Source organism: Rhodopseudomonas palustris, from assembly GCF_013415845.1.
Taxonomy (GTDB): domain Bacteria; phylum Pseudomonadota; class Alphaproteobacteria; order Rhizobiales; family Xanthobacteraceae; genus Rhodopseudomonas; species Rhodopseudomonas palustris_F.
Genome location: NZ_CP058907.1, coordinates 1,989,360 through 2,012,450 on the forward strand (window position 1 = coordinate 1,989,360; position 23,091 = coordinate 2,012,450).

The window sequence follows — 23,091 nt, forward strand, 5'->3', positions numbered from 1 at the left end:
GCAGAGCATGTCGGACCTCCACACCTGGACCGGGCTGCTGCTCGGCTGGGTGCTGTATGCGATGTTCCTCACCGGCACGGTGTCGTTCTTCAAGGAGGAGCTGTCGCAGTGGATGCGGCCCGAGTTGCCGCGCGTGACGCAGGCGCTGGACCCGGCCGTGGTGGCGGAGCGCGTCGCCGATGAGATCGGCCGGATCGCGCCCAACGCGACGCAGTGGAGCATCAAGCTCCCCGAGGGGCGCAGCAACAGCGTCTATGCGTTCTGGCGGCTTCCGATCGCGCAGGATCCGCGCGGCTTCGGAGAAGGGCACTTCGACGCGGTGACCGGCCGTCAGGTCGAGGCTCGGGGAACACTCGGCGGCGATTTCTTCTACCGCTTCCATTTCCAGTTCTACTACATGTCGCCGTTCTGGGGGCGGCTGCTTGCCGGTCTGGCGGCGATGTTCATGCTGATCGCGATCGTCGCCGGCGTGATCACCCACAAGAAGATCTTCACCGACTTCTTCACCTTCCGCTGGAGCAAGGGCCAGCGTTCGTGGCTCGACGCGCACAACGCATTGTCGGTGTTCGGACTGCCGTTCCACGTGATGATCACCTACACCGGGCTGGTGACACTGATGGCGCTGTATGTGCCGTGGGGGGAGCGCGCCGCCATCAAGACGCCCGCCGAGCGCCAGCAACTGATGGCGGAGCTCAGTGCTTTCATTCAGCCCGGCAAGCCCGCCGCCGAAGCGGCGCCGCTCGGGTCGATCGAAACCATGGTGCGGCAGGCTCAGGTTCGGTGGGGTACGCCCGATGTCGGGCGCGTCAACGCGGCCAATCCGGGCAACGCGGCTGCCCGTATCGCGGTGACCCGCGGCGATGCCGGACGCGTATCAATGAGTCCGGACTACCTGGAGTTCGACGGCGTCACCGGAAAATTGCTCACCGTGCATGATCATGTCGGTGCTGCGGCCGAAACCCGCGGCGTGCTCTACGCGCTGCACATCGGGCGGTTCAGCGACCTCGAAACCCGATGGCTTTACTTCATCGTCAGCTTCATGGGCACCGCGATGGTCGGTACCGGTCTGGTGATGTGGACAGTGAAGCGACGGCAGAAGCTGCCTGATCCAGAGCGGCCGTATTTCGGATTCCGTCTGGTCGAGCGGCTCAACATTGCCAGCATCGCCGGGCTGTCGATCGCCATGACGGCGTTCCTGTGGGCCAACCGTCTGTTGCCGACCGCGATGGCGGAGCGGGCGTTCTGGGAAATCCATGTGTTCTTCATCGTCTGGGGGCTGACCTTGCTCCACGCACTGTTGCGGCCGGCGCGAGCGGCCTGGGTCGAGCAGCTATGGACGGCCGCTGCGTTGTTGGCGTTGATCCCGGTGCTCAACGCGATGACGACGCTGCGTCCGCTGTGGCACAGCTTCGCTGTCGGGGATTGGGTGTTCGTCGGCACGGATCTGATGTGCTGGACGCTGGCGCTGCTGCATGCCGTGCTGGCGATCCGCACCGCGCGTCACGGCGCGCGGGTTCGCCCGCCGCGCGGCTCGGCGACACGCCACGCGCTCCCAACGATGTCGAGCGAGGCGGCAACATGAGCCACGCGCTCGCTCAAGCCCTTTGTCTGGTGGGCTTCACTGCGCTCGCATTCGCTATGCGCCGCCCGCAGCACGAGATCCTGCGTCGCTCGCTGCGGCGGCCCGTCGTGCTCGTCCTGCGCGCGATCGGCGCTTGCTTGCTGGCGATCGCGCTTGCCGTGCTGGTTGCCGTATCCGGCTGGGGCTTCGGTCTGGTCAAATTCAGCGGCCATACCACGCTGGCGGCTGCGCTGGTGTACTGCGCGCTGATCGGTTACGGCCGCCGGGCCGGATTGCGTCAATGAGCCTGCCACGCCGCGCCGTCCGCTCAGGGCAACCGCGCTCAGGCCGAACGCACCGAGCCGAGGAAATTGGCGACTTCCCGCCGCAGCACGTTGCTGTCGTTCGCCAGCGACTGCGCCGCAGCGAACACGTCGCGCGAGGCGCTTTCGACATGTTCGGCGCCGCGCTGCACCCGCTCGATGCTGGTCCCGACATGGACCGTCTCGCTCGCGGCCTTCGCCACGTGGTCCGACATGGTCCGCGTCTCGAGGCCCTGCTTCTCGATCGCGGCCGAAATTGTCGCAATTGTTTCGGAGACGCGTTCGATCAGGCCGACGATCTCGTCGATCGAGCTTGCCGACGAACGGGTCGCCTGCTGGATATCCGCGACCTGCCTCTGAATGTCGTGCGTCGCTTTGGCGGTCTGCTCGGCAAGGGCTTTGACTTCGAAGGCGACCACGGCGAAACCGCGCCCCGCGTCGCCGGCCCGTGCGGCTTCGATGGTGGCGTTCAGGGCGAGCAGGTTGGTCTGCCGGGCGATGGTCTGGATCATCCCGACGATGTCGCCGATGCGATCGCCAGCGCGTGCGAGCTGCAGCACGTGCTCGCTGGTCTGCCGGGTCTGCTGCACGGCTGCGGCCGTCATCGTTGTCGACTCCTCGATCCGCCGGCCGATGTCGTCGACCGAAGCGAGTAGTTGCTCGGCCGACGCCGCAACCGTGCCCACACAGGCGCTCACCTCGGACGAGACCGAAGCGGTGGCGATCGTGAGCTGGCGCGACGTCTCGGCGGTGTGGGTCAGCGAGCCCGCCGACGACTCAAGCGAGCTCGACGCCAGAAACACCGTTTCAATCACCTTGCCGATCGCGACCTCGAAGCCGTCGGCCAGCTTGTGCATGTCGGCCCTGCGGTGCTCGGCCTCGATCTGCTGCTGCGCGATCTTGGCTTCGGCCTCTTCGCGCGCCGCGCGCTGCGACGCTGCCTTAAAGGCTTCGACAGCGCGCGCCATCTCGCCAATCTCGTCGGCCGCTCCAGCCCGGGCAGTACCGTCTCGAAATCCCCAGCGGCGAGCCGCTGCATTGCCGCGGTGGTCCGCGTCACCGAGCCGGCGATGCGTTGTCCGACCAGGAGAGCGAGTGCTGCCACGCCCAAGGTGACGCCGCCGATGATCCAGTTGAGCAGATTTCGGACCTGAGCCGCGCTTGCCTGCGAGGCCCGATAGCGCGCCTCGGCACTCGTTATCAGCGCGTCCAGCGTCGGCCGGTTGCGGGCAAACACCGAACCGAAGTCTTCAATCTCTTCGTTCAGACTCTGTTGGCTGACCATGAAGGCAAGGAAGCTCGACTTGTAGCCGCCGATGAGAGCCGTCAGCTCCTTCTCCTGGTCGGCGGCAAGATCGCTCTTGGCCAACGCGCCGGCGAAATCGGAGGCGCGTTCGATCAGATCGTCGCCATCCTTCTCGCGGCCCTTCAGGATGAAATCCTTCTCCAGGCGCCGCATCGTCAGCATCAGCACCGACAGGCGGGGATCTTCGATCTCGGCCAGCTTTGCTTCGAGCCGCCTGGTCGCGTCGCGCAGTTTGCCCTGCAATCCGTCGTGCTCGGTGAGGCCGATCACGCGTTTGGCTGACAGCAGGTTCTGGAAACGTGTGAGATACAGATTTAAGCCGGTCAGCAGTGCGGTCGATTGCTTCGCCGCCTTGTCGCTTTCCGGTTGGCCGAGGCGCAGCTCGATGTCCTGAAGCCGGCGCTTAGCTGCGGTCGCGACGGCCTCGTGCTTTGCGATCAGCTTGTCGTTCGACGTGCGCAGGAATTCGTTGGCGATCAATCCCGCCTGCAGATAGTCGGCCGATAGCTGCACGACATCGAAGCGCAGTGCGACGCTGGCTTCCGATCTTCGGTCGGCATCGGCTGCCTCTCGCAGCCCGAGCAGGCAGGCGGAGCCGACCAGGGCAACGCCGATCAAACCCAGCATTGCGATTTTCAAGCGGAGGCCGATCTTGATGCGGTTGAAGGAAGATCGCAGGGCATGTTTCGAAGCGGAGTACAACTGACGCATCGGGAGACCGAGGTTGGTGACGGTTTTGCGAAGGTTATTTGTTCGCGAGTCGCCACCGATTAGTTGGCGGCGGCGCACCCATGGACCTCAGAGACCAACATTCGGTAAATCTACGAGGTGGAATTGTCGGAAGCAGAGATATCTTTCGTGGAGCGATTACTTGCGCGCGCGTCGCGGCCTTCATGAACGCGATAGTGGTGATGAAAAGTGCGGCATAATAATTACGTCACAAATCGATGTCGGGGCCGACGGCTGTGTGCCCACGCAAAAACGCCGCCCGGAATTGGGCGGCGTTTGAATTCCAATAGCGTAGAGGGTGATGCGAAGAAGATAGCATGACGGAGGCCGATTTCAACCTCCGCCGATCACAGCGTCATTGCGATGAGCGAAGCCGACGAAGCAATCCACTTGGTGTGCTAGTGTCTGCATTGCTTCGCTGCGCTCGCAATGACGGCTTCAGCTCCGATAGCTCGGATCGATGCGGTCGAGTTTGCGCAGCAGCGGCGGCCACACCAGCTTGGTGGAGCGCAGCTCCATCGCGTCGCGATTGGCGATCAGGTCGTGGTTCTTGTCGATCACCATCTGCTCGAGCGCGTACGCCGTCGGGCCGAGCATCTTGGTGCGGACCTGCATCGTGCAGGCGCGCTCGAGATGATACATCCGTTCGAAAGCCGACGCGACGGTGCGGCCGACCGTCAGCGTCCCGTGATTGCGGAGCAGCATGTGGTTCTTGTCGCCGAGATCGCGCTGCAGCCGCGGCCGCTCGTCATGATCGAGCGCGACGCCTTCATAGTCGTGATAGGCGAGGTCGCCGGTGACGAAATGCGCGGTCTGGTTGATCGGCAGCAGGCCGTCCATGCAGCTCGCCACCGCGGTACCGTCCGGCGTGTGTAGATGGATGACGCAGCCGGCGTCCTCACGGACCTCATGGATCGCCGAATGGATGGTGAATCCGGCCGGGTTGATCTTGTACGGGCTCTCGGTGAGCTGGTTGCCGTCGAGATCGACCTTCACCAGGCTCGAGGCGGTGATCTCGTCGAACATCAGCCCGTAGGGATTGATCAGGAAGTGATGCTCGGGGCCGGGCACCCGGGCCGAAATGTGGGTGTCGACCAGATCGTCCCAGCCGTACAGCGCGACCAGGCGATAGCAGGCAGCGAGATTGACCCGCTGCTCCCATTCGGCCTCGGTCATGTCGGAGGGGACTTCTCTCAGGCGTGCGGCTTCGGCTGGGGACATGCGTTTCCTCTTCGTGTGAGCGCCGTTGCCCGGCGCGTTGACTTGGCGGAAGCCTAGTGCTGCGAATGCCTTGCAGCAAGCGGCGACCTGAGCGCAGCAGGCATGTGGCGGGGCGGTGCCCCAATCCCGCCGGGAAGGCGGCGGGCTCCGCAACCGCGGCGCCAACAAGTTGTTCGCAAAGGCCTGAGGTGATTGCCGATCTGGGACGGATGACGCTATCGTAACGAGGGCTACCGAGGCGCTCCGCCCCGGTGTGGAGTACAGCATGATATTGCTTCTGGTCGCCGGCATCGTCTTCCTGCTGGCCGGAGCGGCGTCGATCATCGTCGGCGTCCCGGTCAAGGAATTCAGTTTCGGCAACACGTTGATCCTGTCCGGCGTGATCGGCTTCTGCACCGGTGCGCTGCTGCTCGGCCTGTCGGCGGTGATCCGTGAGCTGCGGTCGATCGGCTCCGGCCTCGGCACCGAGGACATTGAGACGGACGTCACGAGGGCTCCGGGGCGGACCGCGTTTCCCCAGCCGACTGCTGCGGGCGCCGACAGTGATGCCCTGTTCCCCGGCGACCGGTCGGAGCCGTCCGCGCCGCCTCAGCCGCTCTCGCCCGCCGCCGAGCCCGCAGGTGTGATGCCCTGGCAGGACGAAGCTGCAGCGCGCGACCGGCTGCGCCAGCGCGCGGCAGCGCCGCTCGAGATCAAGCCGCCCCCACCGCCGGTGTCTGCGCCGCGCGACACGTTGTCGTCCGAGCCTGAGGACGAGCAGACGCCGCCGAAGCGGCGCAATCTGTTGTTCGCCTCGTCCCGCCGCGAGCGGGAGCGCGCGGCCCTGGCCGGCAGCGAGGCGCCGGCCGGCGATCTGCTGGGGGGAGGAGCAGGACGCGACTTCGAGGACGCTTGGCCGCGCAAGCGGTCCGCAGCCGGGGGCGACGAGACGCCGGCTGCGCCGGAGCGGTCCGGCCTGCTGGAGCCGACGCCGGCACCGCGCAGCGAGGAGATGCAGCAGGTCACCGTGCTGAAATCCGGCGTGGTCGATGGCATGGCGTATTCGCTGTATTCCGACGGCTCGATCGAGGCGCAGATGCCGGAAGGCATGATGCGGTTCGAGTCGATCGACGAACTGCGCGAGCATCTCGAACAGCGCAGCTGAGGCGCGGGTTCGTCTGTTGGTCTACCTTGCTGGACTGCACCACCCTAAATAGACTTCGGTATTGGCAAGGTTAGATTCGTCGCACAGCGGCGATCTGCAAAATACCACCGAGTATCCCGGACAATTTGACGAACGCGCCCGCGGCCTGCCGCGCGGCGCGTTTCGAACCGACGACGAAGGACGGCCGATGAGTGACACCCCAGGCAAGAGCTACATCGAGCTGACCGCATCGATCGTCTCGGCTTATGTCAGCAACAATGCGACCCAGGCCAGCGAGATCCCGGCGCTGATCGGCCAGGTTCACGCCGCGCTACAGCGGCTGTCGGCCGGCCGCCCCGAGGTGGCGCCGCAGGAGCCGGCCAAGCCTGCCGTTCCGGTAAAGAAGTCGGTGACGCCGGAATATCTGATCTGTCTGGAAGACGGCAAACGCTTCAAGTCGCTGAAGCGTCATTTGCGTACGCAGTACAAGATGACGCCGGAGCAGTACCGCGAAAAGTGGGGACTTCCCGCGGACTACCCGATGGTCGCGCCGAACTACGCGGTGGAGCGTTCGCAACTGGCTAAGAAGATGGGGCTCGGCCAGCAGCGTCGCCGGCGGAAATAATCCGGGATCAGGCCGAGAAGCCGGCGTCTGCAGTGATCATCGCGCCTGTGATGAGGCCGGCGGCCGGACTGGCCAGGAACGCGACCACGGCGGCGATCTCCTCGGGTTTGCCGTAGCGCCCGAGCGCGGTCAGGGCGCGGAGCTGGTCGGCCTGCTCGCCACTCGCCGGGTTCATGTCGGTGTCGATCGATCCAGGCTGCACCAGATTGACGGTGACGCCCTGCGGCCCCAGCTCGCGTGAGAGGCCGCGCGTGAAGGCGTGCAGCGCCGACTTGGTCATCGCGTAAACGGTCGAACCTGCGAACGGCACTCGCTCGGCAAGCGTCGAACCAATCGAAATGATCCGTCCGCCCTGTCCGAGGTGAGGGATCGCGGCCTGCGAGGCGAGCACCACTGCGCGCACGTTGATGTTCAGCAGCGCGTCGATATCGGCGAGACTGAGTTCGGTGATCGGGCCGACGCGGCCGATACCGGCATTGTTGACCAGGATGTCGAGGCCGCCGAGCTTGGCCGCAGCCTCGTCCACTGCGGACTTCAAGGCTACTGGATGGGCGCTGTCGGCCTGAATCGCGATGCCGCGTCGGCCCTTTGCCTCGATCGCCCGCACCACCTCGGCGGCTCGATCGGCCGATCGTTCATAGGTGATCGCGACGTCCGCGCCCTTGGCCGCCAGGTCCATCGCGATTGCTGCGCCAATGCCGCGCGAGGCTCCGGTCACCAATGCCCGCTTGCCCGTCAGCTCAACCATGTGATCCTCTTTTTTGTAGTAATCGATATATAATTCGTAGGCGAATTGCCGACGGTGGGCAAGCGATTTATATAGCGAATGATGCAGAAATCAGATCCTACCTTGGACCATCGCGCCGCGCGGCCGCGTGGAAGGCCGCGGGCATTCGATCGGGCGCGCGCGCTGGCGCAGGCGACCCGGCTGTTTTGGATCAAGGGCTATGAGGCGACTTCGATCGCCGATCTGACCGAGGCGATGGGAATCGGCGCCCCGAGTCTCTACGCGGCGTTCGGCTCGAAGGAAGCGCTCTACGGCGAAGCGGTGCGGCATTACGAGGCCAATTACGAGCAGCTGGTCTGGGGCCGGTTCCGCACGGCTACCACCGCGCGCGAGGCACTGGAAGCTTTTCTGCTCGACTCCGCCTCCGCCCTGACCGGGGCGCCTGATGATCATCCGCTCGGCTGCATGGTGACGTTGTCGGCCGTCGGTAGCGAAGGACACGCCGAGCTGGGGGAATTGGTGCGCAGCGCCCGTGCGGTCACGCTGCAGCGCCTGGAGGCGCGCCTGAGCGAGGCCATTGCGGTGAGCGAACTCCCCCCATCGACCGACATTCATGCCGTTGCCCGGTTTTATCAGGCCGTCCAGGCCGGCATGTCGATCCTGGCCCGCGACGGCGCCAGCCGTGCCGAGCTGGAGGCGGTGGCTCGCCTTGCCCTGGCGCGCGGGGACGTATGAAGGCCGCGCGGGTTGCGGGTTGAGGAAAAAAATCCGATCCTGACACTCGGGGCTCTTGCGGTTTCGATTCCGATATGTGAATATTTTCCTAGATCGAAGATCTGGGAAAGGTCGAACCGAAATGCAAGCCAAACGTCGCGGACGGAAGTCCGCTGCAGCACGCGATCAGGGCAGGGCCGAAGTCGACGGCTTTCGTGCCAGTCACCTGGATCTCTCCGAGCGCAACATCATGACGGCCGAGGGGCTGGCGCGCGTTACCATCGACGCCAGTGAAAGTCCGCTGGCGTGGTTGGCCCGCCGCAAGGGCCGCGATGGGCGGGCGCTGATCAGCGCCGAGCAGTTCGTTGCCGGCGAGCGGCTCCGCGCCGACTTCACACGCGGCAACCTGACACCTCGCATCACATCGAACTGGGGGGCGCCCACGGGACGCGCAGGCGGCGGTGGGGCGGGGGAGATGACCGATCTGGTGGTGGCGGCGCGGCAGCGCGTGCAACTCGCGCTGGAAGCCTGCGGGCCGGAGTTCTCCGGTCTCCTGCTCGACGTCTGCTGCTTCCTGCGCGGGCTGGAGGATGTCGAGCGCGAGCGCGGCTGGCCGTTGCGCTCCGCCAAGGTGGTACTGCAGCTCGCACTCGATCGGCTCGCCCGGCACTACGGCCTTGCGCCGCGGGCCGACCAAGCTAGGCCGCGCCTGCGGAGCTGGCTGGCGGACGATGCGGCGTTCGTGGTGCCGTAAAGCGGCGGAGCAGCCGGAGCCGATCGCGATCAGGTCGACGCGGCGAGGGTGTCGCGGGCGTCGGCCTTGATCCGCTCGATCATCGAGCGCAAGCCGTTGGAGCGCTGCGGGGTGAGGTGCTCGCGGAACCCGAGTTCGTCGAACACCGCGATCGGCTCGGCCGACAGGATCTCCTTCGGCGTACGGCCCGACACCAGCGTCAGCAGGATCGCGATCAGGCCGCGGACGATGTGCGCATCGCTGTCGCCGAGATAGCTCAGGATCGGGTCGCCGTTGGCGTTGCGCGTCAGCTTGCGCGACAGCCACACCTGGCTGGCGCAGCCCTGCACTTTGTTCGCAGCGGAGTGTTCTTCCTCGGGCATCGGCTCGAGCGTGCGGCCGAGTTCGATCACGTACCGATAGCGGTCATCCCACTCGTCGAGCAGCGCGAAATTGTCCCTGATCTCGTCAATCGTCATCGTGACCCGTATCTGTCGGTAGCGGTTCGCTCGCGATGGAACCTGTCCCGACAGATATATGGGTTCGCAGGCGGTCGAAAGCGAGAATCGCCTGCTCCGATGGTCGTGGGGTGCTCTAATTGGTGGCAGTGGGCTTCGCGACCGTATCGGTCGATGCGGTTTCGGCGCCGGGCAGCTTCCACTCGATCTTGAGGTCTTCAGCCGTCAGCGTGTCGCGCGGCGCGAGCGACGGATCGGGCGCATCGGCGGCGCCGATCGCACCGGTCGGCTCGCCGCGCTTCTCGGTGATGATCTGATACAGCTTGCGCGCGCCTTCCTGCGCGCGATGACCGATCACCGTCGCGGCCTGTTCGCCGACTTCGCAAGCCGCCGGCTGGCGCTTGCAGAACTGACTGAAGTCCGACACCGCGGCGCTTGCTGCAGAGACCGCCTCCGAGGCGCCGATCTGCGGCAGCTTCTCCGAATCCGGTGTCGACTCGCGCGGCAGAAACACCAGGACCACTCCGATCCAAAATGCCAAGCGAAGCAGAAAGAACATCTCGCGACCCCGTCGTCCAAATCCCCGTTGCGATTGGTCTCGCAATCGAGCTCCGTCGTAGCGAAGGCCGATGAATTCCGAGTGGATCGGTTACTTACAATTCGAGTGAAATCGGCTGAAAAAACCGCCGAGCCGATTCGGCGTAAATATTCGATTGACGTTGCACGCTTTCTCGCGGCGCGCGCTGTTCGCGTCCACCAATTCGAAACCATATCGCGGCGGTCGCTGAAACCATGCGTTCACCATTCGGGTTGAATGCGGTGCGCCGACGCGCGGAGAAGCGGCCGAACGCCGTCGTATGCGGTCGCCTTAGTGTTCGTTTAATGTCGCTCTGACAGGTTCGGCCAACCACACGCGAGGCGCCACAACGCCTCCCGTTACGAGGCGACCAGCGAGCGCGAGAAGCGTGGCAGTATCCAGGATCATCGGTGAATGTCTCGATGCATTGCTGCATCCGTCGGCGCGCTATGACGCGCTGACGACTGCGCGGCATCGTGCGTTCCTTGCGCCCCGTCTGCTCGGAAGTCTCGCCGCTTTCGCGGCATTTCCATTGTATTTGGTTTTGCGTGGCGCTCCGACGGCGCTGGAAGCGGCTGCATTCTCGTGGCTGATCGCGCCTATTCTGGTGGCTTGGTTCCTGTCGCGCACCGGGCGCTACGAACAGGCACACTTCCTGTCGTCGCTGGCGCTGACTGCGCTCGTGGTCGGCGTTGCCGCGCTGACGGGTGGCATTCAATCTTTCGCAGCTGTGTGGCTGGTGGTGATCCCGATCGAAGCAGCGCTGTCGGCCTCGCGGCGCGCCGTTACTTTCGCGGCATCGCTCGCGCTCGGCGGCGCGGCGCTGCTGATCGGGCTCGGCCTGTTCGGTGTTCTGCCGACGCCGACCGCCGGTGCCGCGTCCAGCGCGACGCTCGCAGCATTCGGTATCTCCTCGGCGGCGCTGTACGCCTCCGGCCTCGCTTACGGTGCGGTGTGGCTGGCGCGGACCAATGGCGCGCTGCTCAATGTCGAGGAGGAGCGCTACCGGCTGCTCGCCCGCAACATGAGCGATGTGATCTCGCGCCACAATCGCAACGGTGCGGTGCGCTTCATTTCCTCGGCAGCCGAGAACCTGCTCGGAACGCCGGTGGCCCGGCTCGCCGAGCACGGCCTGTTCGATCGAGTCCACGTCGCCGATCGTCCGGCTTACTTGAAGGCGATGTCGGATGCGGCGCGCGGCCGCGAAACCGGCAGCGTCGAATTTCGCATCCGCCGCGATGTGGCGCGCGACGAGCGCGGCCGGCCGTCGGCCGCTGAATTCGTCTGGGTCGAGATGCGCTGCCGGCCGCTCGAGTCGAACCTTACTACCACCGCTGCCTCCAATGCGGGCGAGACCGAAGTCGTTGCGGTGATGCGCGACATCACCGAGCGCAAGATTCACGAGCAGGCGCTCGACCAAGCGCGTGCCGAAGCCGATCGCGCCGACGCCGCCAAGAGCCGCTTCCTCGCCACCATGAGCCACGAGCTGCGCACGCCGCTGAACGCGATCATCGGTTTCTCCGATATGATCCTGCAGGACGACGTGCTGATGCTCGGCCCGGAGCGGCGCAAGGAATACGCGCAGCTCATCAACGATTCCGGTCAGCATCTGCTGTCGGTGGTCAACGGCATCCTCGACATGTCGAAGATGGAGTCCGGTTCGTTCGAGATCGTGCCGGAGCCGTTCGCACCGCGCCCGGCGCTGCTCAACTGCTGCAATCTGCTGGCGCTGAAGGCGCGCGACAGCGGCATCGACCTCGTCACCCGCGCGCCCGAGAACCTGCCGGAAGTCGTCGGCGATCCGCGTGCGTTCAAGCAGATCCTGCTCAACCTGGTGTCGAATGCGATCAAGTTCACCGAGCGCGGCGGCACGGTCACTGTCTCGGCAGCGGTCGAAGGCGCGCGGCTGGTTCTGCGCGTCACCGACACAGGGGTCGGTATTGCCGAAGAGGATCTGAAGCGCCTCGGCGATCCGTTCTTCCAGGCCGGCAAGACCTATCAGCGCCGCCACGAGGGCACCGGCCTCGGGCTGTCGATCGTTAAGAGCCTGGTGCGGATGCACGGCGGCGAGATCGAGGTGCAGAGCCAGATCGATTGCGGCACCACCGTCACGGTGTCGCTGCCGTTGGCGTTGCCGGCAGGGAGCAACGTCACGACGTTGAACCCGGCGATGCCGGCGGACGCGCCGGCGCCAGACTACCAGGTGAAGAAGAGTGCCTAAGACGCGAAAGGACGATGCACCGCGGCGTCGCGGTGCGGCGGCAGCCGTTGCGGAGAGCGAGGAGCGTGGATTTGCGATGCGGCTGATGATGTCGAGCCCGAAGGATTTTGTCGCGGCGATGTTCGCCTCGGCCGCGGTGGTTGCGATCGTCACCAATGCGATCTTCATGCAGGCCGGCCAGCATCCGTCGCCGATGTTCGGCAAGGCGGTGCCTTCGGCGTCGGTCTCGATCGTTACACTGCCGCGGCCGCGCCCGGTCGATGCCGAGCAACGCGCCGATACCAAGGCGCTCGACCAGAAGCTGCTCGAGCCGACCGTGACCGAGCTGAAGCCGGCCGAAACCAAGGCTGAGCCGAAGTCGGTCGAAGCAGTCAAACCCGTCGAGGTGCGTCCCGCCGAGGCCAAGACCGCAGACACCCGCCGGCCGGATCCGCGTCCGGTGCGCGGCCGGGCCGCCGAGGCCGAAGATCCGCTCGGCAATCTGGTGCGCGCCACCGCGCCGCACAGCGCCGCATCGTCTGTCAACGCTCCGCGGCCGCCGGCGGCGATCCCGAGCGGCGGCAGTGAGGTTGCCCCGTCGTCGCGGCGGATTGCCTCCGTACAGCGCGCGCTGACCCAATACGGCTACGGCCAGCTCAAGCCGACCGGCACCGCCGGCTCCGACACGCAGGCCGCGGTCGCCCGCTTCGAACGCTCCCGCAATCTGCCGGTCACCGGCCAGATCTCCGACCGCGTGGTGCGCGAACTCGGACTGATGATCGGGCATCCGATCGACTAGGCGATGAGATCGACAGCGGTTGCTTGAAGAAAATTGCTGTCGCTTTCCTTCCTTAGGTATTGCAGTTCCGACGAAAAATAGCCCGCGACGACTTTGTCGGGCTGACGCCGCTTCCGATTTGCTCCGCACCGGAAATCCTCTACAAGCTGCCCCATGAGACTGAAGAGTGCAATTTGGGTGTCTGCCTATCTGCGGCGCTGCCAGACTGAGGGCGTGTTTGGGGCCGTGAGCAGGCGTGGGGCCGAGGATGCGGGGGCGGTGTTTGTCAAGGTCGTGACCTTGAACGGTCAGGCGATGTTGTACGTGCCTGCTCCGCAGACCGCTTACGAAGACGAGCGCCCGTTCGATCGGGTGTTCGTGCCGGCGTCGCCGACGCCGCAGCCTGAAACCGACGTCGATGCGCGTCTCGCCAAGGAAATCCGGTTCGATCCCGACGTCTGGATCGTCGAAACCGAAGACCGCGCCGGGCGGCATTTTCTCGATCTGGCGAAGTAATCAGAGCAGTTCTGGTTCTGACAGAGGAGCATCGCGTAGCGATGCGTCTCGAGCCGTGCGATGCGATCCCGTGGCGTCATCCGTAGAGACGCCCGGTTTTGCCGGGCGCGTTACAGGATGAAGAGTTCGTGCATCTATCTGGTCAGAGTGCGGTGCTCTAGGTGATCCAGGAGGCGCTTTAGCCGCGCGTCGTATTGGTGCGCGGCGTCCAGGCGGCACCGGGCTGCACTGCGGGGCGGGCCTGCGGCGTCGCGCTGCGCGCGCGCTGACGCTCATCGTCGTAGAGCGCTGCGCGATATTTGGCGCGGGTGGAAGCAACGGTGGCACCGCGCCACGCCGCCAGCATGATCAACGCGGCGCGTTCGCTCAAGCGATCGTACAGCCGCGACAGTCGGTACACCCAATCGACCGACGAGCCCTTGGCGGGATCGAGGAACATCAGCACCTGTTCGAACACCTGGCTCTTGATGCCGAGGGCCTTCAGCGCACAGGCGAGCGCTTCGCCGCCTTCATCGAAAACGACGCGCTCGGCCGTTGTCGCGGTGAGTAGCAGCGCGTCACCCAGCTCGGCGGTGAAGTTCTCGACGTCCGACACATAGGCTGCCATGTGCAGAACTTCGATCGCGCGCATCGCCCGCGGCGGATGAATCCGTGCCGCCGGGCGCAGCGGCGTCTCGGCGAGATTGTACAGGATCTGCGTCCGCTCCTGTGAGGTTGCGGAGAAGAACATCTCGGACAGCTGCGCAGCGTCTTCCGGCTGCATCGACAGGCTGGCGGCGCGCTGTTCGGCTTCGGTCGGAATACGCGATGCCGGCCGCGCCGGGGTGGTGGTATCAGCCGGCGGAATCGGTGCCGCCAGCGGGACCCGCTGATCAGTCGATGACGACAGTGACAGCCGCAGCGCGATCGCGCGAGGGGTGTGCGGATAGATCGACAGCCGGGCGCGTACCACCGCGCGGGTGGCGTCGTCGACCTCGTCGATCAGCCGCGACGTCAGCTCGACGAACTGCCGCTCTTCCTCGTCGGTATGCGACGGGCTCTGCACATACAGATCGGTCAGCACCCTGAGCAGCGTCGGGCGAATGTCGACGCCTTCGCGGCGCGACAGCGACATCAGCCCGTCGTATCCGGGAAAGGGTGTGAGCGTGGTCATGGCTGCGCAAGATGGTACGAGTTACCGGTAGCTTAGCCCGGTCGCTTTAACAGCACGTTAAGCTCAACGGTTTGTTAAGCAGACCAGAGACGCAAGAACGGGCGCTTGGCGCGCCCGTCCGTCGAAGTCACTATTTTGGTATCAGCCGCTGCTAATCGACGGTGCGGATCACGTTGGCGATCGGCTTTGCGGTCGAGGCGGTGGGCTGCGCCGGCGCGACCTGGGCGTCGTATTCCGGCAGCGTGGTAACCCGATCCTTGGCGGTGATGAAAACGATCTTGTAGCCGCCGGCCTTGAGCTGCGCGAGCAGCTCGGGCAGCGCCTGCGCGGTCGACTTCTGGAAGTCGTGCATCAGCAGGATGCCTTTGCCGGCCTTCTTCAGCTTGGCCATCACGCCGTTGATGAGCTGATCAGGCTTGTGAATCCGGAAGTCTTCGGAGTCGACGTCGATCGAGAACGTCGCGATGTTGCGCTCGCCGAGATACGCCTTCAGCTCAGGCGTTTGGCGCAGCTGCGGGAAGCGGAAGAACGGCGCGGTCGGCTGCCCCGCCGACTGCACCACGCCGCTGATGCCCTTCTCGATTTCGTTCTTGGCCTCGGCGAACGGCTTGCTGGCGAGATTGACGTGCGACCAAGTGTGCGAACCGACAGTGTGGCCGGCTGCGATCACCTGTTTGAGGATCGCCGGGTGCCAGCTCGCGTGCTTGCCGATCGGGAAGAACACCGCCTTGACGCATTGGGCCTCCAGCGCCGCCAGAACCGCCGGAGTATTCACCGGCCAAGGGCCGTCGTCGAAGGTCAGTGCGACTTCGCCGGGCTGCAGGAAGTCGTAGTCGCGATATTGCGACATGCCGAGGCCAGGGCCGCCCGATGTGTCGATCTCGACGGTACGCGAAATGCCGAGCGCGTTCGGATTGCTGCAGGTCTGCCGCACCGGCGCCGGGGCCGGCAGCGCAGCAGGCTTGGCGTTGAGCGCGGGGTCGGCTGTGGCGCGGGCCGGCTGGATGTTCGGAGCGGGGCTCTGCGCGGCGCGCGGAGGCGCACCGCCGGGCGTCGGCCAGCGCGCAGCGATCGTGCCGGTGGTGATTTCTTCCGAAGCGGACGGAGTGCGGGCGGCGTCGATCTTGGAGGGGGTGAGCGTGAACCACGCGCGGCCGGCGCCGAGCCCGACCAGAACAGCCAGCGTGCTACAGCCGGCTGCCAGCACCGCAAATTTACGCATCGTCAACTCCCACACATACTAGCCGCTTGCCCCAGCGAACTTGGTCGCAAATTGGTTAAGCAGCGGTATGCAATTTGAGCTATCCGCGTGGTTTGATGCGTTTGCGTTGCGATTTGGCGGCGCGCGGTTTCTTGGCCTTGGCGCGCGAGGCGTTGGCGATCGGCTTCGATCGTGCCGCGGGCCGCTCAGCGGTGTCCGCCGGCTGCGCCTGGGCGAAGGACTGCCGCAGGCTGTCGAGATTGGTGCCGATCTCGCCGATCTGTTCGGACAGCTTCTTGGTTTCGCTGCGCTGGGCGGCAACCAGCCTCTCGATCTGCGCAAGCTGATCCTGCAGCGCCTGCAACTGGTCGATCGATTGCTGCTGGGTCAGCTCCAGGCCCTTGGTGCGCTCTACCAACTGTTCGGAGGTCTGGGCGACGCGGGCCTGCACCTGGCGGCCGGCGGCGACTCGTTCCTGTTCAGGGCTGGCACCGGTGGCGATGCGCCAAAGAAAAATGGTGCCGATCCCGGCGATGATCAGCAGAAGAGCAGCGGCCGCGATCGCAATCGGCTGGGTGCCGAGGGCGGGGAGGCGGCTGCCGCGCAGATCGGATGGCGGAATCTCGATCATGGAGGTCACAAGCCTCACGTCGACGTCAAGTTCCCGTCCCCAGGAGGCCGAAAGCTACCACCCCACCCGTGGCGGTTGCAACCGCCGGCGGCTCCGCCATTAACAGTGCATTAACCATAACGGCCCCTTAATGCGACGCACGGTGATCGGGTCGCAGGAAAGGACGCGGAGAGACCTCTATGGGCACCATCATTGAATTTCCGGCGGATGCGGCATCGCGGCGGCCGGGCTCGCCCATGGTCGCGTCGTCCGATCGCACCGCCACCGTGACCATCCTCCCGGTGATCCGTATCGAGCGACACGCCGAAGCCGGCAGCGATGGCGGGCCCAAGCAGGGCGATGCGCCCGGCCGGCGTCGCCGCCGCCGCGCCCGCTCCTGAACCGAAGAAGTTCATCGATGTCCGCGGTCGGCCGTCCGGTCCTGATCCGGGGTAGGGCCGCCCGAACGGGTCTGCTCCTGCCCACCCTGGCCGCACTCGTGCTCGGCGGCTGCGCCGGCGGTGATTTCGGCCGCACAAGGCGCGACTTCGTAACCGACGACATGCATCGCTGGATCGGCGCCGAAGCTACCGGCAGCATCGGCCTGAAGGCGTCGGCGTTTCAGCTCACCGACCAAGAGCGCAACATGCGCGACATGGCTTATCCGCTGATCGAGGCGCCGCATGCACGGCCCGCGTGGAAAAGCGTGTTCGGTGATTATCAGCCGATCGCCGCGCCGTGGCGGCAGCAGCCGCCGTTCGATCGCACCGCCTACGGCAAGCTGTTGATCGACGAGCCGCATCGCTCGCACTCATCGCGCTACAACGAGCTGATCCAGGACGTGCGCAACGACCTGACGATGTTCGAGCCGTTTCAGTTCACCGCGGCGCGGGTGCTCGAACTCGACCAGAAGCGCAACGCCAGCCTGAAATACATCGCCGATCTGTCGCCGGGCGAGCGCGACGACGCGGTGGCGCGGATGGAAGAGAACGCTCTGATCGTGCAGTGGGTGCAGCAGTGCCTGCGCCGACGCGCCTCGTCGTATCGCTGGGCGCTGGAGCGGCTGGTGATCATGGCGCCCGACGGCATCGCTGCCGACGCCGATCGCCTGATCGGCGAACTCGAATTGCAGGCCGCCAATCTCGGCCAATCGGCCAAGCCCGCTGCGCCGCAAAGCGGGGCAGTGGTGCGGAAGGGATAAGGCGTCTCAGCTCGATTTCGCTGCGGCGTCACTCTGCGACTTGCAAGTGGCGGCCTTCAGCGCGGCGCGGGCCTGCGGCATTAGGCCGGGCTCCGAAGCGAGCGCCTTCATCAAGATCAGGCCGGTGGCAGTGGGCGAGTCGATGATCAGGCGGTCAGCCGAGGTGACGTCTTCGTCTTCGGGCAGCTCGGCGTGCTGCTCGGCGGTCATCAGATCGAGCTCGATCACCTTGCGGCCGGCGGAGCGATCGTTGATCGCGTAGTAGGCGACTTCGTTGCGGGTGTAGAATGACACCGCGGTGTAGGCTTGGCTCACAGGTACCGCCAGCTTGATCGGGCCCTTCGACAGATCGTAGCGGCATACCGCCATCGCGAACGCCGGATCGAGCAGCGGCAACGGTGCGTTGTCGGGCGTGATCTCAGGCAACTGCGTCACCGCGTTGACCTGGGTCAGCGGCGCTAGCCGGGCGTAGGCGTCCTGGCCGGCGATCCGCGGCAGCACCAGGACGGTGACGAGATGCACGATGCCGCCGAGGACCAGTCCGGCAATGATGGCGATGGCGAAGCGGATCATGGGCAGCCGATGGTGGCGACCGCCGGCATCGGCGCGTCGCGTTGGGTCCGGGTGGCGATCCCGACCGGGGTGTCGTACAGCCGGAGCATCAGCCAATAGCGGTCGACGCCGCCGGTCGGCAGCCAATTGCCACCGCGGGCACGCGCCGCGATCCGAATGCTGAACTTGCCCTCGGCGTCACGAATGATCTCCTGGCTGGTGAAGCCGTAGCGCTCCAGCGTGTTGGCGACCAGGTTGCCGCGCGGATCGTACAGCGTCAGCGTCCAGAACCGCGCCGCCGGGGTGATGCCGCTGACTTCGACGTCGCAGCGGCCGTCGAGCGGACGCTTGCTATCGTCGGTGGTGGCGAGGAACGAGATGCCGTCACCGGCGCCGACCGGCAGCGCGCCGCTGCGCACGATCGCGGCGCGGGCGTAAGGATCGACCTCGGAGGTGCCGACCCGCGGCCGCGCCGTCCAGGCGCCGATCGTCAGTGTGCCGAAATCGGTACCGCGCGTCGCGGTGATCCAGGTGGCACCGATGCCGACGCCGGCGGCGATCAGCAGGGCCAGCAGAGTGAGGACGATCAGGCGCACGTCGCAACTATCCCCGATGTCATCGCAAGTCGCATCGCCGCGCTCAATTCTTCTGGGCCGCCGCAGCCGGGGCGGAGCCGGGCGCCGCCGCGGCCATGCTGTCGGTCAAGCCGACTGTCCCGGTCGACACCTTGCGACCAGTCACCGGTGCAGGGGCGGAATCGAGTGCACGGCTGGTCTCGTCGAGCATCTTCTCCACCCGTACCAGGATCTCGGCGCCGCGCCGCGTCAGCACCGGCGGCGGGGCCGCTTTCATTTCGGCGCTCTCGGCGCCCGCCGCGCGTTCGCCCGGTGTCGCCGGCAGCTTCTCGCCCATGCCGACGCCGGCGAGCTCCTTGACCTCGACGCCCTGATGCGCCGCCACCATGATGTCGTGCCAGGTTTGCGCAGGCAGCGAGCCGCCGGTCATCCGGTTGGTCGGCGAGTAGTCGTCGTTGCCGTACCACACCGCGCAAGCGAAGTTGCCGGTGTAGCCGACGAACCAGGCGTCGCGATACGCGTTGGTGGTACCGGTCTTGCCAGCCGCCGGAATGCCGTCGAGCCGCGCGCGCCGCGCGGTGCCCTCGGTGACGACGTGGCTCATCATCCCGGCCATATCCGAGGCGATGTTGGCTGGGATCGCGCGCCGTGGCTGCGGGCCGTCGCGGTCCCAGCGCCACACCAAGTCGCCGGCGCCGGTGCGGATCTCCAGCACCGCATGCGGCTTCACCGCCATGCCTTTGTTGGGGAAGGTCACATAGGCGACCGCGTGTTCGACGACGGTGACTTCGGTCGAACCGATCGGTAGCGACGGAGTATCGAGCAGCGGTGCGGTGAGGCCGAACCGGCGCGCGACCTCGACGATCTTGGCGCGGCCCTTCTTGGCCGAGTCCCACTGGTTCTTCGGATTGCCGCCGATCGCGATCGACAGCTTGACCGGCACCACGTTGATCGAGCGGGTGATCGCCTGGGTCAGCGTCACCGAGCCGGAATAAGAGTGACCGTAGTTTTGCGGGCACCAATTGCCGAGGCAGACCGGGCCATCGACCACGATCGAGGTCGGCTTGAAGCCGTTCAGCAGCGCCGTGGTGTAGACGTAAGGCTTGAACGACGAACCCGGCTGGCGATAGGCGTCGACCGCGCGGTTAAACTGGCTGGAGCCGTAGTCGCGGCCGCCGACCATGGCGCGGACGCCGCCATCGAGATCGGACACCACGGTGGCGGCCTGGGTCGCGTGATAGTCGCGGCCGAACTGCCGGAGCTGGTTCTCGATCGCGCTCTCGGCGGCGCGCTGCACGTTCATGTCGATCGCGGTGCGCACCACGAACACGCGTTCGGTGTACGACTTCGGGAAGGTGTCGACGATCTTGCGGACTTCGTCGAACGCCCAATCGAGATAGTAGTTCGGCGAGTTCTCGTCGCGGCGGTCGACCACCGAGGCCGGGTTACGACGGGCGCCGAACACCTGGCCCTCGGTCATGAAGCCGGCGTCGACCAGATTGTCGAGCACCTGGTTGGCGCGGGCGCGGGCAGCGGGCAGGTTGATGTGTGGGGCGTATTTGGTCGGGGCCTTGAACAGGCCGGCGAGCATCGCCGCCTCGGCGAGGTTCACGTCGCGCACCGACTTGTTGAAATAGAAGTGGGCTGCGCCGTCGGCGCCGAAGGTGCCGCCGCCCATATAGGCGCGGTCGAGATACAGCTTCAGGATCTCGTTTTTGGTCAGCCGGGTTTCCAGCCAGATCGCCAGGAACGCTTCGTTGATCTTGCGCTCGAGCGTGCGCTCGTTGGACAGGAACAGGTTCTTGGCGAGCTGCTGGCTGATCGAGGAGCCGCCCTGGCGCACGCCGCCCGCCTGAGCGTTGGTGACCAGCGCGCGCAGCGTGCCCGCGACGTCGATGCCGAAATGATCGTAGAACCGACGGTCTTCGGTCGCGAGGGTTGCCTTGATCAGGTTGTCCGGGAAGTCCTCGAGCGGGATCGCGTCGTTGTGCTTGATACCGCGGCTGCCGATCGGATTACCGTAGCGGTCGAGGAAGGTGACGGCGAGGTCGGACTTCTTCAGCCAGTCCTCGTCGGAGGTCTCGCGGAATGCCGGTTGCGCCAACGCCAGCAGCGCGACGAGGCCGAGCAGTCCGATCGAAGCGGCTTCCGACAGCGGCTCGATGAACACCCAGCGCTTCCAGCCGCCGACATAGAAGCGGTCCATATAGGTCGAGAACCGCTCCCACAGCTCTCGGATACCAACCGCCGATGAGAACAGCGTCGAGTCGAGCCGGGCGTCCAGGTCCAGAAACCAATTCCGGATCCGCTGCTTCCAATTGTCTGGCAGAATCTTCGGCACCGGGTTCGACCAATCACATCAGCACGCCGCACAGGCGCTGTTCGTCTTGCGCAATGTTGCGGCGATCGCAAGGCGAGGGCGACGAGCTTTGGGAATCTGATTCCTTCTACCCGAGCATGCCCGATAAACCAATGGTCGTGCAGGATTTTTCGGTGTAGCCGAACTGAAGGCGGGTGTTCCGGACCCTGCCATGCCGGCTAAGCGCTTGCGCCGCCGGGCAAACTCCCCCTAGAACGGCGGCCTCACCACCGCAAAGCAGCATCCAAGGCATGACCGCGCGCCCCAAGAAGCCGTCCGCGCAAGACGGTTTCTTCTGGAAGACCAAGACGTTGGAACAGCTCTCCCCGACCGAATGGGAGAGCCTGTGCGACGGCTGCGCGCGCTGCTGCCTGGAAAAGCTCGAGGACGAAGACACCGGGCGGATCTATTTCACCGAGGTCGGCTGCCGGCTGCTCGATGCGGGCGCCTGCGCCTGCCGGGACTATCCGAACCGGTCGGACCGGGTGCCGGACTGCGTGCGGCTCACCCCGAAAGAGGTTCGCGAACTGACTTGGCTGCCGCCGAGCTGCGCCTACAAGCTCGTGGCCGAGGGGCGCGACCTGTATTGGTGGCATCCGCTGATCTCCGGCGATCCGAACACCGTCCACGAGGCCGGGGTCTCGGTGCGAGGGCGGGTCGAGCGCACCGAGACCGAAATCCCGGTCGAGGAGCTCGAAGATCACATCGTGTCGTGGCCGGCGCTGCTGCCGAAGCGCGCCAAGCTCAAGCAACGGCCGAGGTAGCCCCCTTATCTTGCTGCCGGCGGCGCCCGCCGCCGCTCTATTGAAGGACTTGCATGACCGCGCTGATCATCATCGCCGTCGCCGGCCTGTGGGCCGGCGTTCAGAACACGCTCGCGGGTGGCGGGTCGTTCGTGACGTTGCCGGCGCTGCTGTTCGCCGGGATGACGCCGCTGTCGGCGAACATCACCTCAACGGTCGCGCTGTTTCCCGGCCAGCTCGCTTCCGGCTACGCCGGCCGCGGCATGGTGCGCGGCGTGGGCGAGGTCAGCTTCCGGGCGCTGGTGTTCACCAGCCTTGCCGGCGGTGCGGCCGGTGCACTCCTTCTGCTGATCACGCCGCCGACGGTGTTCGCCAAGATGATCCCGTGGCTGGTGCTGTTCGCCACCGCGATGTTCGCGTGGGGCAGCTTCGGCCGCAAGCCGACCGCGCAAGCTGGGCAGGTCGGCGCGCCGGTGCTGATCGGGATTCAGTTTCTGATCTCGGTCTATGGTGGTTACTTCGGCGGCGGCATCGGATTCCTGATGATGGCGGCACTGTCGATCGCCGGCATGACCGCGCGCAACGCCGGCGCCACCAAGAATGCGCTGGCGGCGGCGATGAACGCCTCGGCGGTGGCGATGTTCGCGTTCTCGCCCGAGGTGAAGTGGCTGGAGGCGCTGGTGCTCGCGGTGTCGTCGACGGTCGGTTACTTGCTCGGCGTCTGGGTGCTGCGCCGGGTCAACGAAACCATGCTCAGAATCGGCGTTGTCGTGCTCGGCATCGCGCTGACGATTGGGCTGTTCTGGCGGCAGATGTAGCCGGCCAATCCCGGTTACTGATCCAGTACCGGCATCACAAACTTCATTGGTAACTCATCGGTGATGCACGGAGCTTGTTCGCGCTTGCGAACGAGCCCGTCGCGCGCGCCGAAACACGCGCCAACTTATTCGTTGCCAAGGCAACTGATCTGTGAGAATTGTTCTGAACAAGAGCGACACAGTCGCCGGTTCGGGGAGGAGCCATGCTCGGCAGCACAGCGGCCGGCTGTCGCGGAGACGTGTCCGCGATTAGGCGCAAGCAGGATGCACGGCGTGTAGCGCCGCGCG

General features: G+C 65.8%; 25 protein-coding genes. 13 read left to right on the forward strand and 12 right to left on the reverse strand.

Annotated elements, in window-relative coordinates; translation table 11 throughout:
- The first annotated feature begins 7 nt into the window (after positions 1-7).
- Both HZF03_RS09115 and HZF03_RS09120 read left to right on the forward strand, forming a co-directional pair.
- The gene (locus tag HZF03_RS09115) at positions 8-1,582 is read left to right on the forward strand and encodes a PepSY-associated TM helix domain-containing protein (protein WP_119018443.1); all 1,575 of its coding nucleotides are present in this window, start codon (positions 8-10) and stop codon (positions 1,580-1,582) included.
- Complete coding sequence (locus HZF03_RS09120) at positions 1,579-1,866, forward strand: DUF3325 domain-containing protein (protein ID WP_119018410.1); 288 nt, start codon at positions 1,579-1,581, stop codon at positions 1,864-1,866. Before HZF03_RS09115 ends, HZF03_RS09120 begins: the two co-directional genes overlap by 4 nt.
- Before the next feature lie 38 nt (positions 1,867-1,904).
- Here HZF03_RS09120 and HZF03_RS24445 read toward each other — a convergent pair whose 3' ends face one another.
- From HZF03_RS24445 to HZF03_RS09130, 3 genes are all read right to left on the reverse strand, one after another.
- Positions 1,905-2,741 (reverse strand): methyl-accepting chemotaxis protein, encoded by an 837-nt coding sequence (locus HZF03_RS24445; protein ID WP_234832229.1) that lies wholly within the window; start codon positions 2,739-2,741, stop codon positions 1,905-1,907.
- The gene (locus tag HZF03_RS24450) at positions 2,696-3,817 is read right to left on the reverse strand and encodes a hypothetical protein (RefSeq protein WP_234832230.1); all 1,122 of its coding nucleotides are present in this window, start codon (positions 3,815-3,817) and stop codon (positions 2,696-2,698) included. Before HZF03_RS24450 ends, HZF03_RS24445 begins: the two co-directional genes overlap by 46 nt.
- Positions 3,818-4,357: 540 nt before the next feature.
- Complete coding sequence (locus HZF03_RS09130; protein ID WP_119018411.1) at positions 4,358-5,140, reverse strand: class II aldolase/adducin family protein; 783 nt, start codon at positions 5,138-5,140, stop codon at positions 4,358-4,360.
- Between the two features lie 265 nt (positions 5,141-5,405).
- On the opposite strand from HZF03_RS09130, the gene HZF03_RS09135 reads away from it, so the two are divergent.
- Together HZF03_RS09135 and HZF03_RS09140 are read left to right on the forward strand one after the other, a co-directional pair.
- Complete coding sequence (locus HZF03_RS09135) at positions 5,406-6,284, forward strand: DUF2892 domain-containing protein (RefSeq protein WP_119018444.1); 879 nt, start codon at positions 5,406-5,408, stop codon at positions 6,282-6,284.
- A 187-nt stretch (positions 6,285-6,471) separates the two neighbouring features.
- Complete coding sequence (locus HZF03_RS09140) at positions 6,472-6,888, forward strand: Ros/MucR family transcriptional regulator (protein WP_011157358.1); 417 nt, start codon at positions 6,472-6,474, stop codon at positions 6,886-6,888.
- Positions 6,889-6,895: 7 nt separating this feature from the next.
- Here the strand turns inward: HZF03_RS09140 and HZF03_RS09145 are convergent, their stop codons facing one another.
- Entirely contained in the window at positions 6,896-7,636 is a 741-nt protein-coding gene (locus HZF03_RS09145; RefSeq protein WP_119018412.1) for a 3-oxoacyl-ACP reductase family protein, read from the reverse strand.
- A 78-nt stretch (positions 7,637-7,714) separates the two neighbouring features.
- On the opposite strand from HZF03_RS09145, the gene HZF03_RS09150 reads away from it, so the two are divergent.
- Together HZF03_RS09150 and HZF03_RS09155 are read left to right on the forward strand one after the other, a co-directional pair.
- Positions 7,715-8,350, forward strand: coding sequence for a TetR/AcrR family transcriptional regulator (locus HZF03_RS09150; RefSeq protein WP_119018413.1), 636 nt, complete (start codon positions 7,715-7,717; stop codon positions 8,348-8,350).
- Between the two features lie 121 nt (positions 8,351-8,471).
- Positions 8,472-9,083 carry a DUF6456 domain-containing protein gene (locus HZF03_RS09155; RefSeq protein WP_119018414.1) on the forward strand — a complete coding sequence of 204 codons (612 nt, stop codon included), beginning with the start codon at positions 8,472-8,474 and terminating at the stop codon, positions 9,081-9,083.
- A 29-nt stretch (positions 9,084-9,112) separates the two neighbouring features.
- Here HZF03_RS09155 and HZF03_RS09160 read toward each other — a convergent pair whose 3' ends face one another.
- Both HZF03_RS09160 and HZF03_RS09165 read right to left on the reverse strand, forming a co-directional pair.
- Positions 9,113-9,541, reverse strand: coding sequence for a SufE family protein (locus HZF03_RS09160; RefSeq protein ID WP_012495395.1), 429 nt, complete (start codon positions 9,539-9,541; stop codon positions 9,113-9,115).
- Between the two features lie 115 nt (positions 9,542-9,656).
- Positions 9,657-10,079, reverse strand: a complete 423-nt coding sequence (locus tag HZF03_RS09165) for a DUF5330 domain-containing protein (protein WP_011157363.1) — start codon at positions 10,077-10,079, stop codon at positions 9,657-9,659.
- A gap of 406 nt (positions 10,080-10,485) precedes the next feature.
- On the opposite strand from HZF03_RS09165, the gene HZF03_RS09170 reads away from it, so the two are divergent.
- The 3 genes from HZF03_RS09170 to HZF03_RS09180 all read left to right on the forward strand — a co-directional run bounded on the left by HZF03_RS09170 (position 10,486) and on the right by HZF03_RS09180 (position 13,591).
- On the forward strand, positions 10,486-12,318 hold the full coding sequence (locus HZF03_RS09170) for an ATP-binding protein (protein WP_119018415.1): 1,833 nt from the start codon (positions 10,486-10,488) through the stop codon (positions 12,316-12,318).
- Positions 12,311-13,096 carry a peptidoglycan-binding domain-containing protein gene (locus tag HZF03_RS09175; protein WP_165858122.1) on the forward strand — a complete coding sequence of 262 codons (786 nt, stop codon included), beginning with the start codon at positions 12,311-12,313 and terminating at the stop codon, positions 13,094-13,096. The genes HZF03_RS09170 and HZF03_RS09175 overlap by 8 nt, the downstream gene beginning before the upstream one ends.
- 153 nt (positions 13,097-13,249) lie before the next feature.
- On the forward strand, positions 13,250-13,591 hold the full coding sequence (locus HZF03_RS09180; protein WP_119018417.1) for a DUF1491 family protein: 342 nt from the start codon (positions 13,250-13,252) through the stop codon (positions 13,589-13,591).
- A gap of 178 nt (positions 13,592-13,769) precedes the next feature.
- On the opposite strand, the gene HZF03_RS09185 is transcribed toward HZF03_RS09180, so the two are convergent.
- The 3 genes from HZF03_RS09185 to HZF03_RS09195 form a co-directional block, all read right to left on the reverse strand.
- Positions 13,770-14,744, reverse strand: a complete 975-nt coding sequence (locus HZF03_RS09185; protein WP_119018418.1) for a DUF2336 domain-containing protein — start codon at positions 14,742-14,744, stop codon at positions 13,770-13,772.
- A gap of 151 nt (positions 14,745-14,895) precedes the next feature.
- Positions 14,896-15,966, reverse strand: coding sequence for a polysaccharide deacetylase family protein (locus HZF03_RS09190; protein ID WP_119018445.1), 1,071 nt, complete (start codon positions 15,964-15,966; stop codon positions 14,896-14,898).
- A gap of 79 nt (positions 15,967-16,045) precedes the next feature.
- A complete protein-coding gene (locus HZF03_RS09195; RefSeq protein WP_119018419.1) occupies positions 16,046-16,576 on the reverse strand; it encodes a hypothetical protein in 531 nt (176 codons plus the stop codon).
- A gap of 179 nt (positions 16,577-16,755) precedes the next feature.
- Between HZF03_RS09195 and HZF03_RS09200 the strand changes: the two genes are divergently transcribed.
- Both HZF03_RS09200 and HZF03_RS09205 read left to right on the forward strand, forming a co-directional pair.
- Positions 16,756-16,956, forward strand: coding sequence for a hypothetical protein (locus HZF03_RS09200; RefSeq protein WP_119018420.1), 201 nt, complete (start codon positions 16,756-16,758; stop codon positions 16,954-16,956).
- Between the two features lie 17 nt (positions 16,957-16,973).
- On the forward strand, positions 16,974-17,756 hold the full coding sequence (locus HZF03_RS09205) for a hypothetical protein (RefSeq protein WP_012495402.1): 783 nt from the start codon (positions 16,974-16,976) through the stop codon (positions 17,754-17,756).
- Between the two features lie 6 nt (positions 17,757-17,762).
- Here the strand turns inward: HZF03_RS09205 and HZF03_RS09210 are convergent, their stop codons facing one another.
- The 3 genes from HZF03_RS09210 to HZF03_RS09220 are packed head-to-tail and all read right to left on the reverse strand — an operon-like array spanning position 17,763 to position 21,224.
- On the reverse strand, positions 17,763-18,329 hold the full coding sequence (locus HZF03_RS09210; RefSeq protein WP_011157371.1) for a DUF1254 domain-containing protein: 567 nt from the start codon (positions 18,327-18,329) through the stop codon (positions 17,763-17,765).
- Complete coding sequence (locus HZF03_RS09215) at positions 18,326-18,904, reverse strand: DUF1214 domain-containing protein (protein ID WP_012495403.1); 579 nt, start codon at positions 18,902-18,904, stop codon at positions 18,326-18,328. Before HZF03_RS09215 ends, HZF03_RS09210 begins: the two co-directional genes overlap by 4 nt.
- Before the next feature lie 43 nt (positions 18,905-18,947).
- Positions 18,948-21,224, reverse strand: coding sequence for a transglycosylase domain-containing protein (locus HZF03_RS09220; RefSeq protein WP_119018421.1), 2,277 nt, complete (start codon positions 21,222-21,224; stop codon positions 18,948-18,950).
- 269 nt (positions 21,225-21,493) lie between these two features.
- Here HZF03_RS09220 and HZF03_RS09225 point away from each other — a divergent pair, with 269 nt between their 5' ends.
- Together HZF03_RS09225 and HZF03_RS09230 are read left to right on the forward strand one after the other, a co-directional pair.
- On the forward strand, positions 21,494-22,006 hold the full coding sequence (locus HZF03_RS09225) for a YcgN family cysteine cluster protein (RefSeq protein WP_119018422.1): 513 nt from the start codon (positions 21,494-21,496) through the stop codon (positions 22,004-22,006).
- Positions 22,007-22,059: 53 nt separating this feature from the next.
- Positions 22,060-22,803, forward strand: a complete 744-nt coding sequence (locus HZF03_RS09230; protein ID WP_119018423.1) for a sulfite exporter TauE/SafE family protein — start codon at positions 22,060-22,062, stop codon at positions 22,801-22,803.
- Positions 22,804-23,091: the final 288 nt, after the last annotated feature.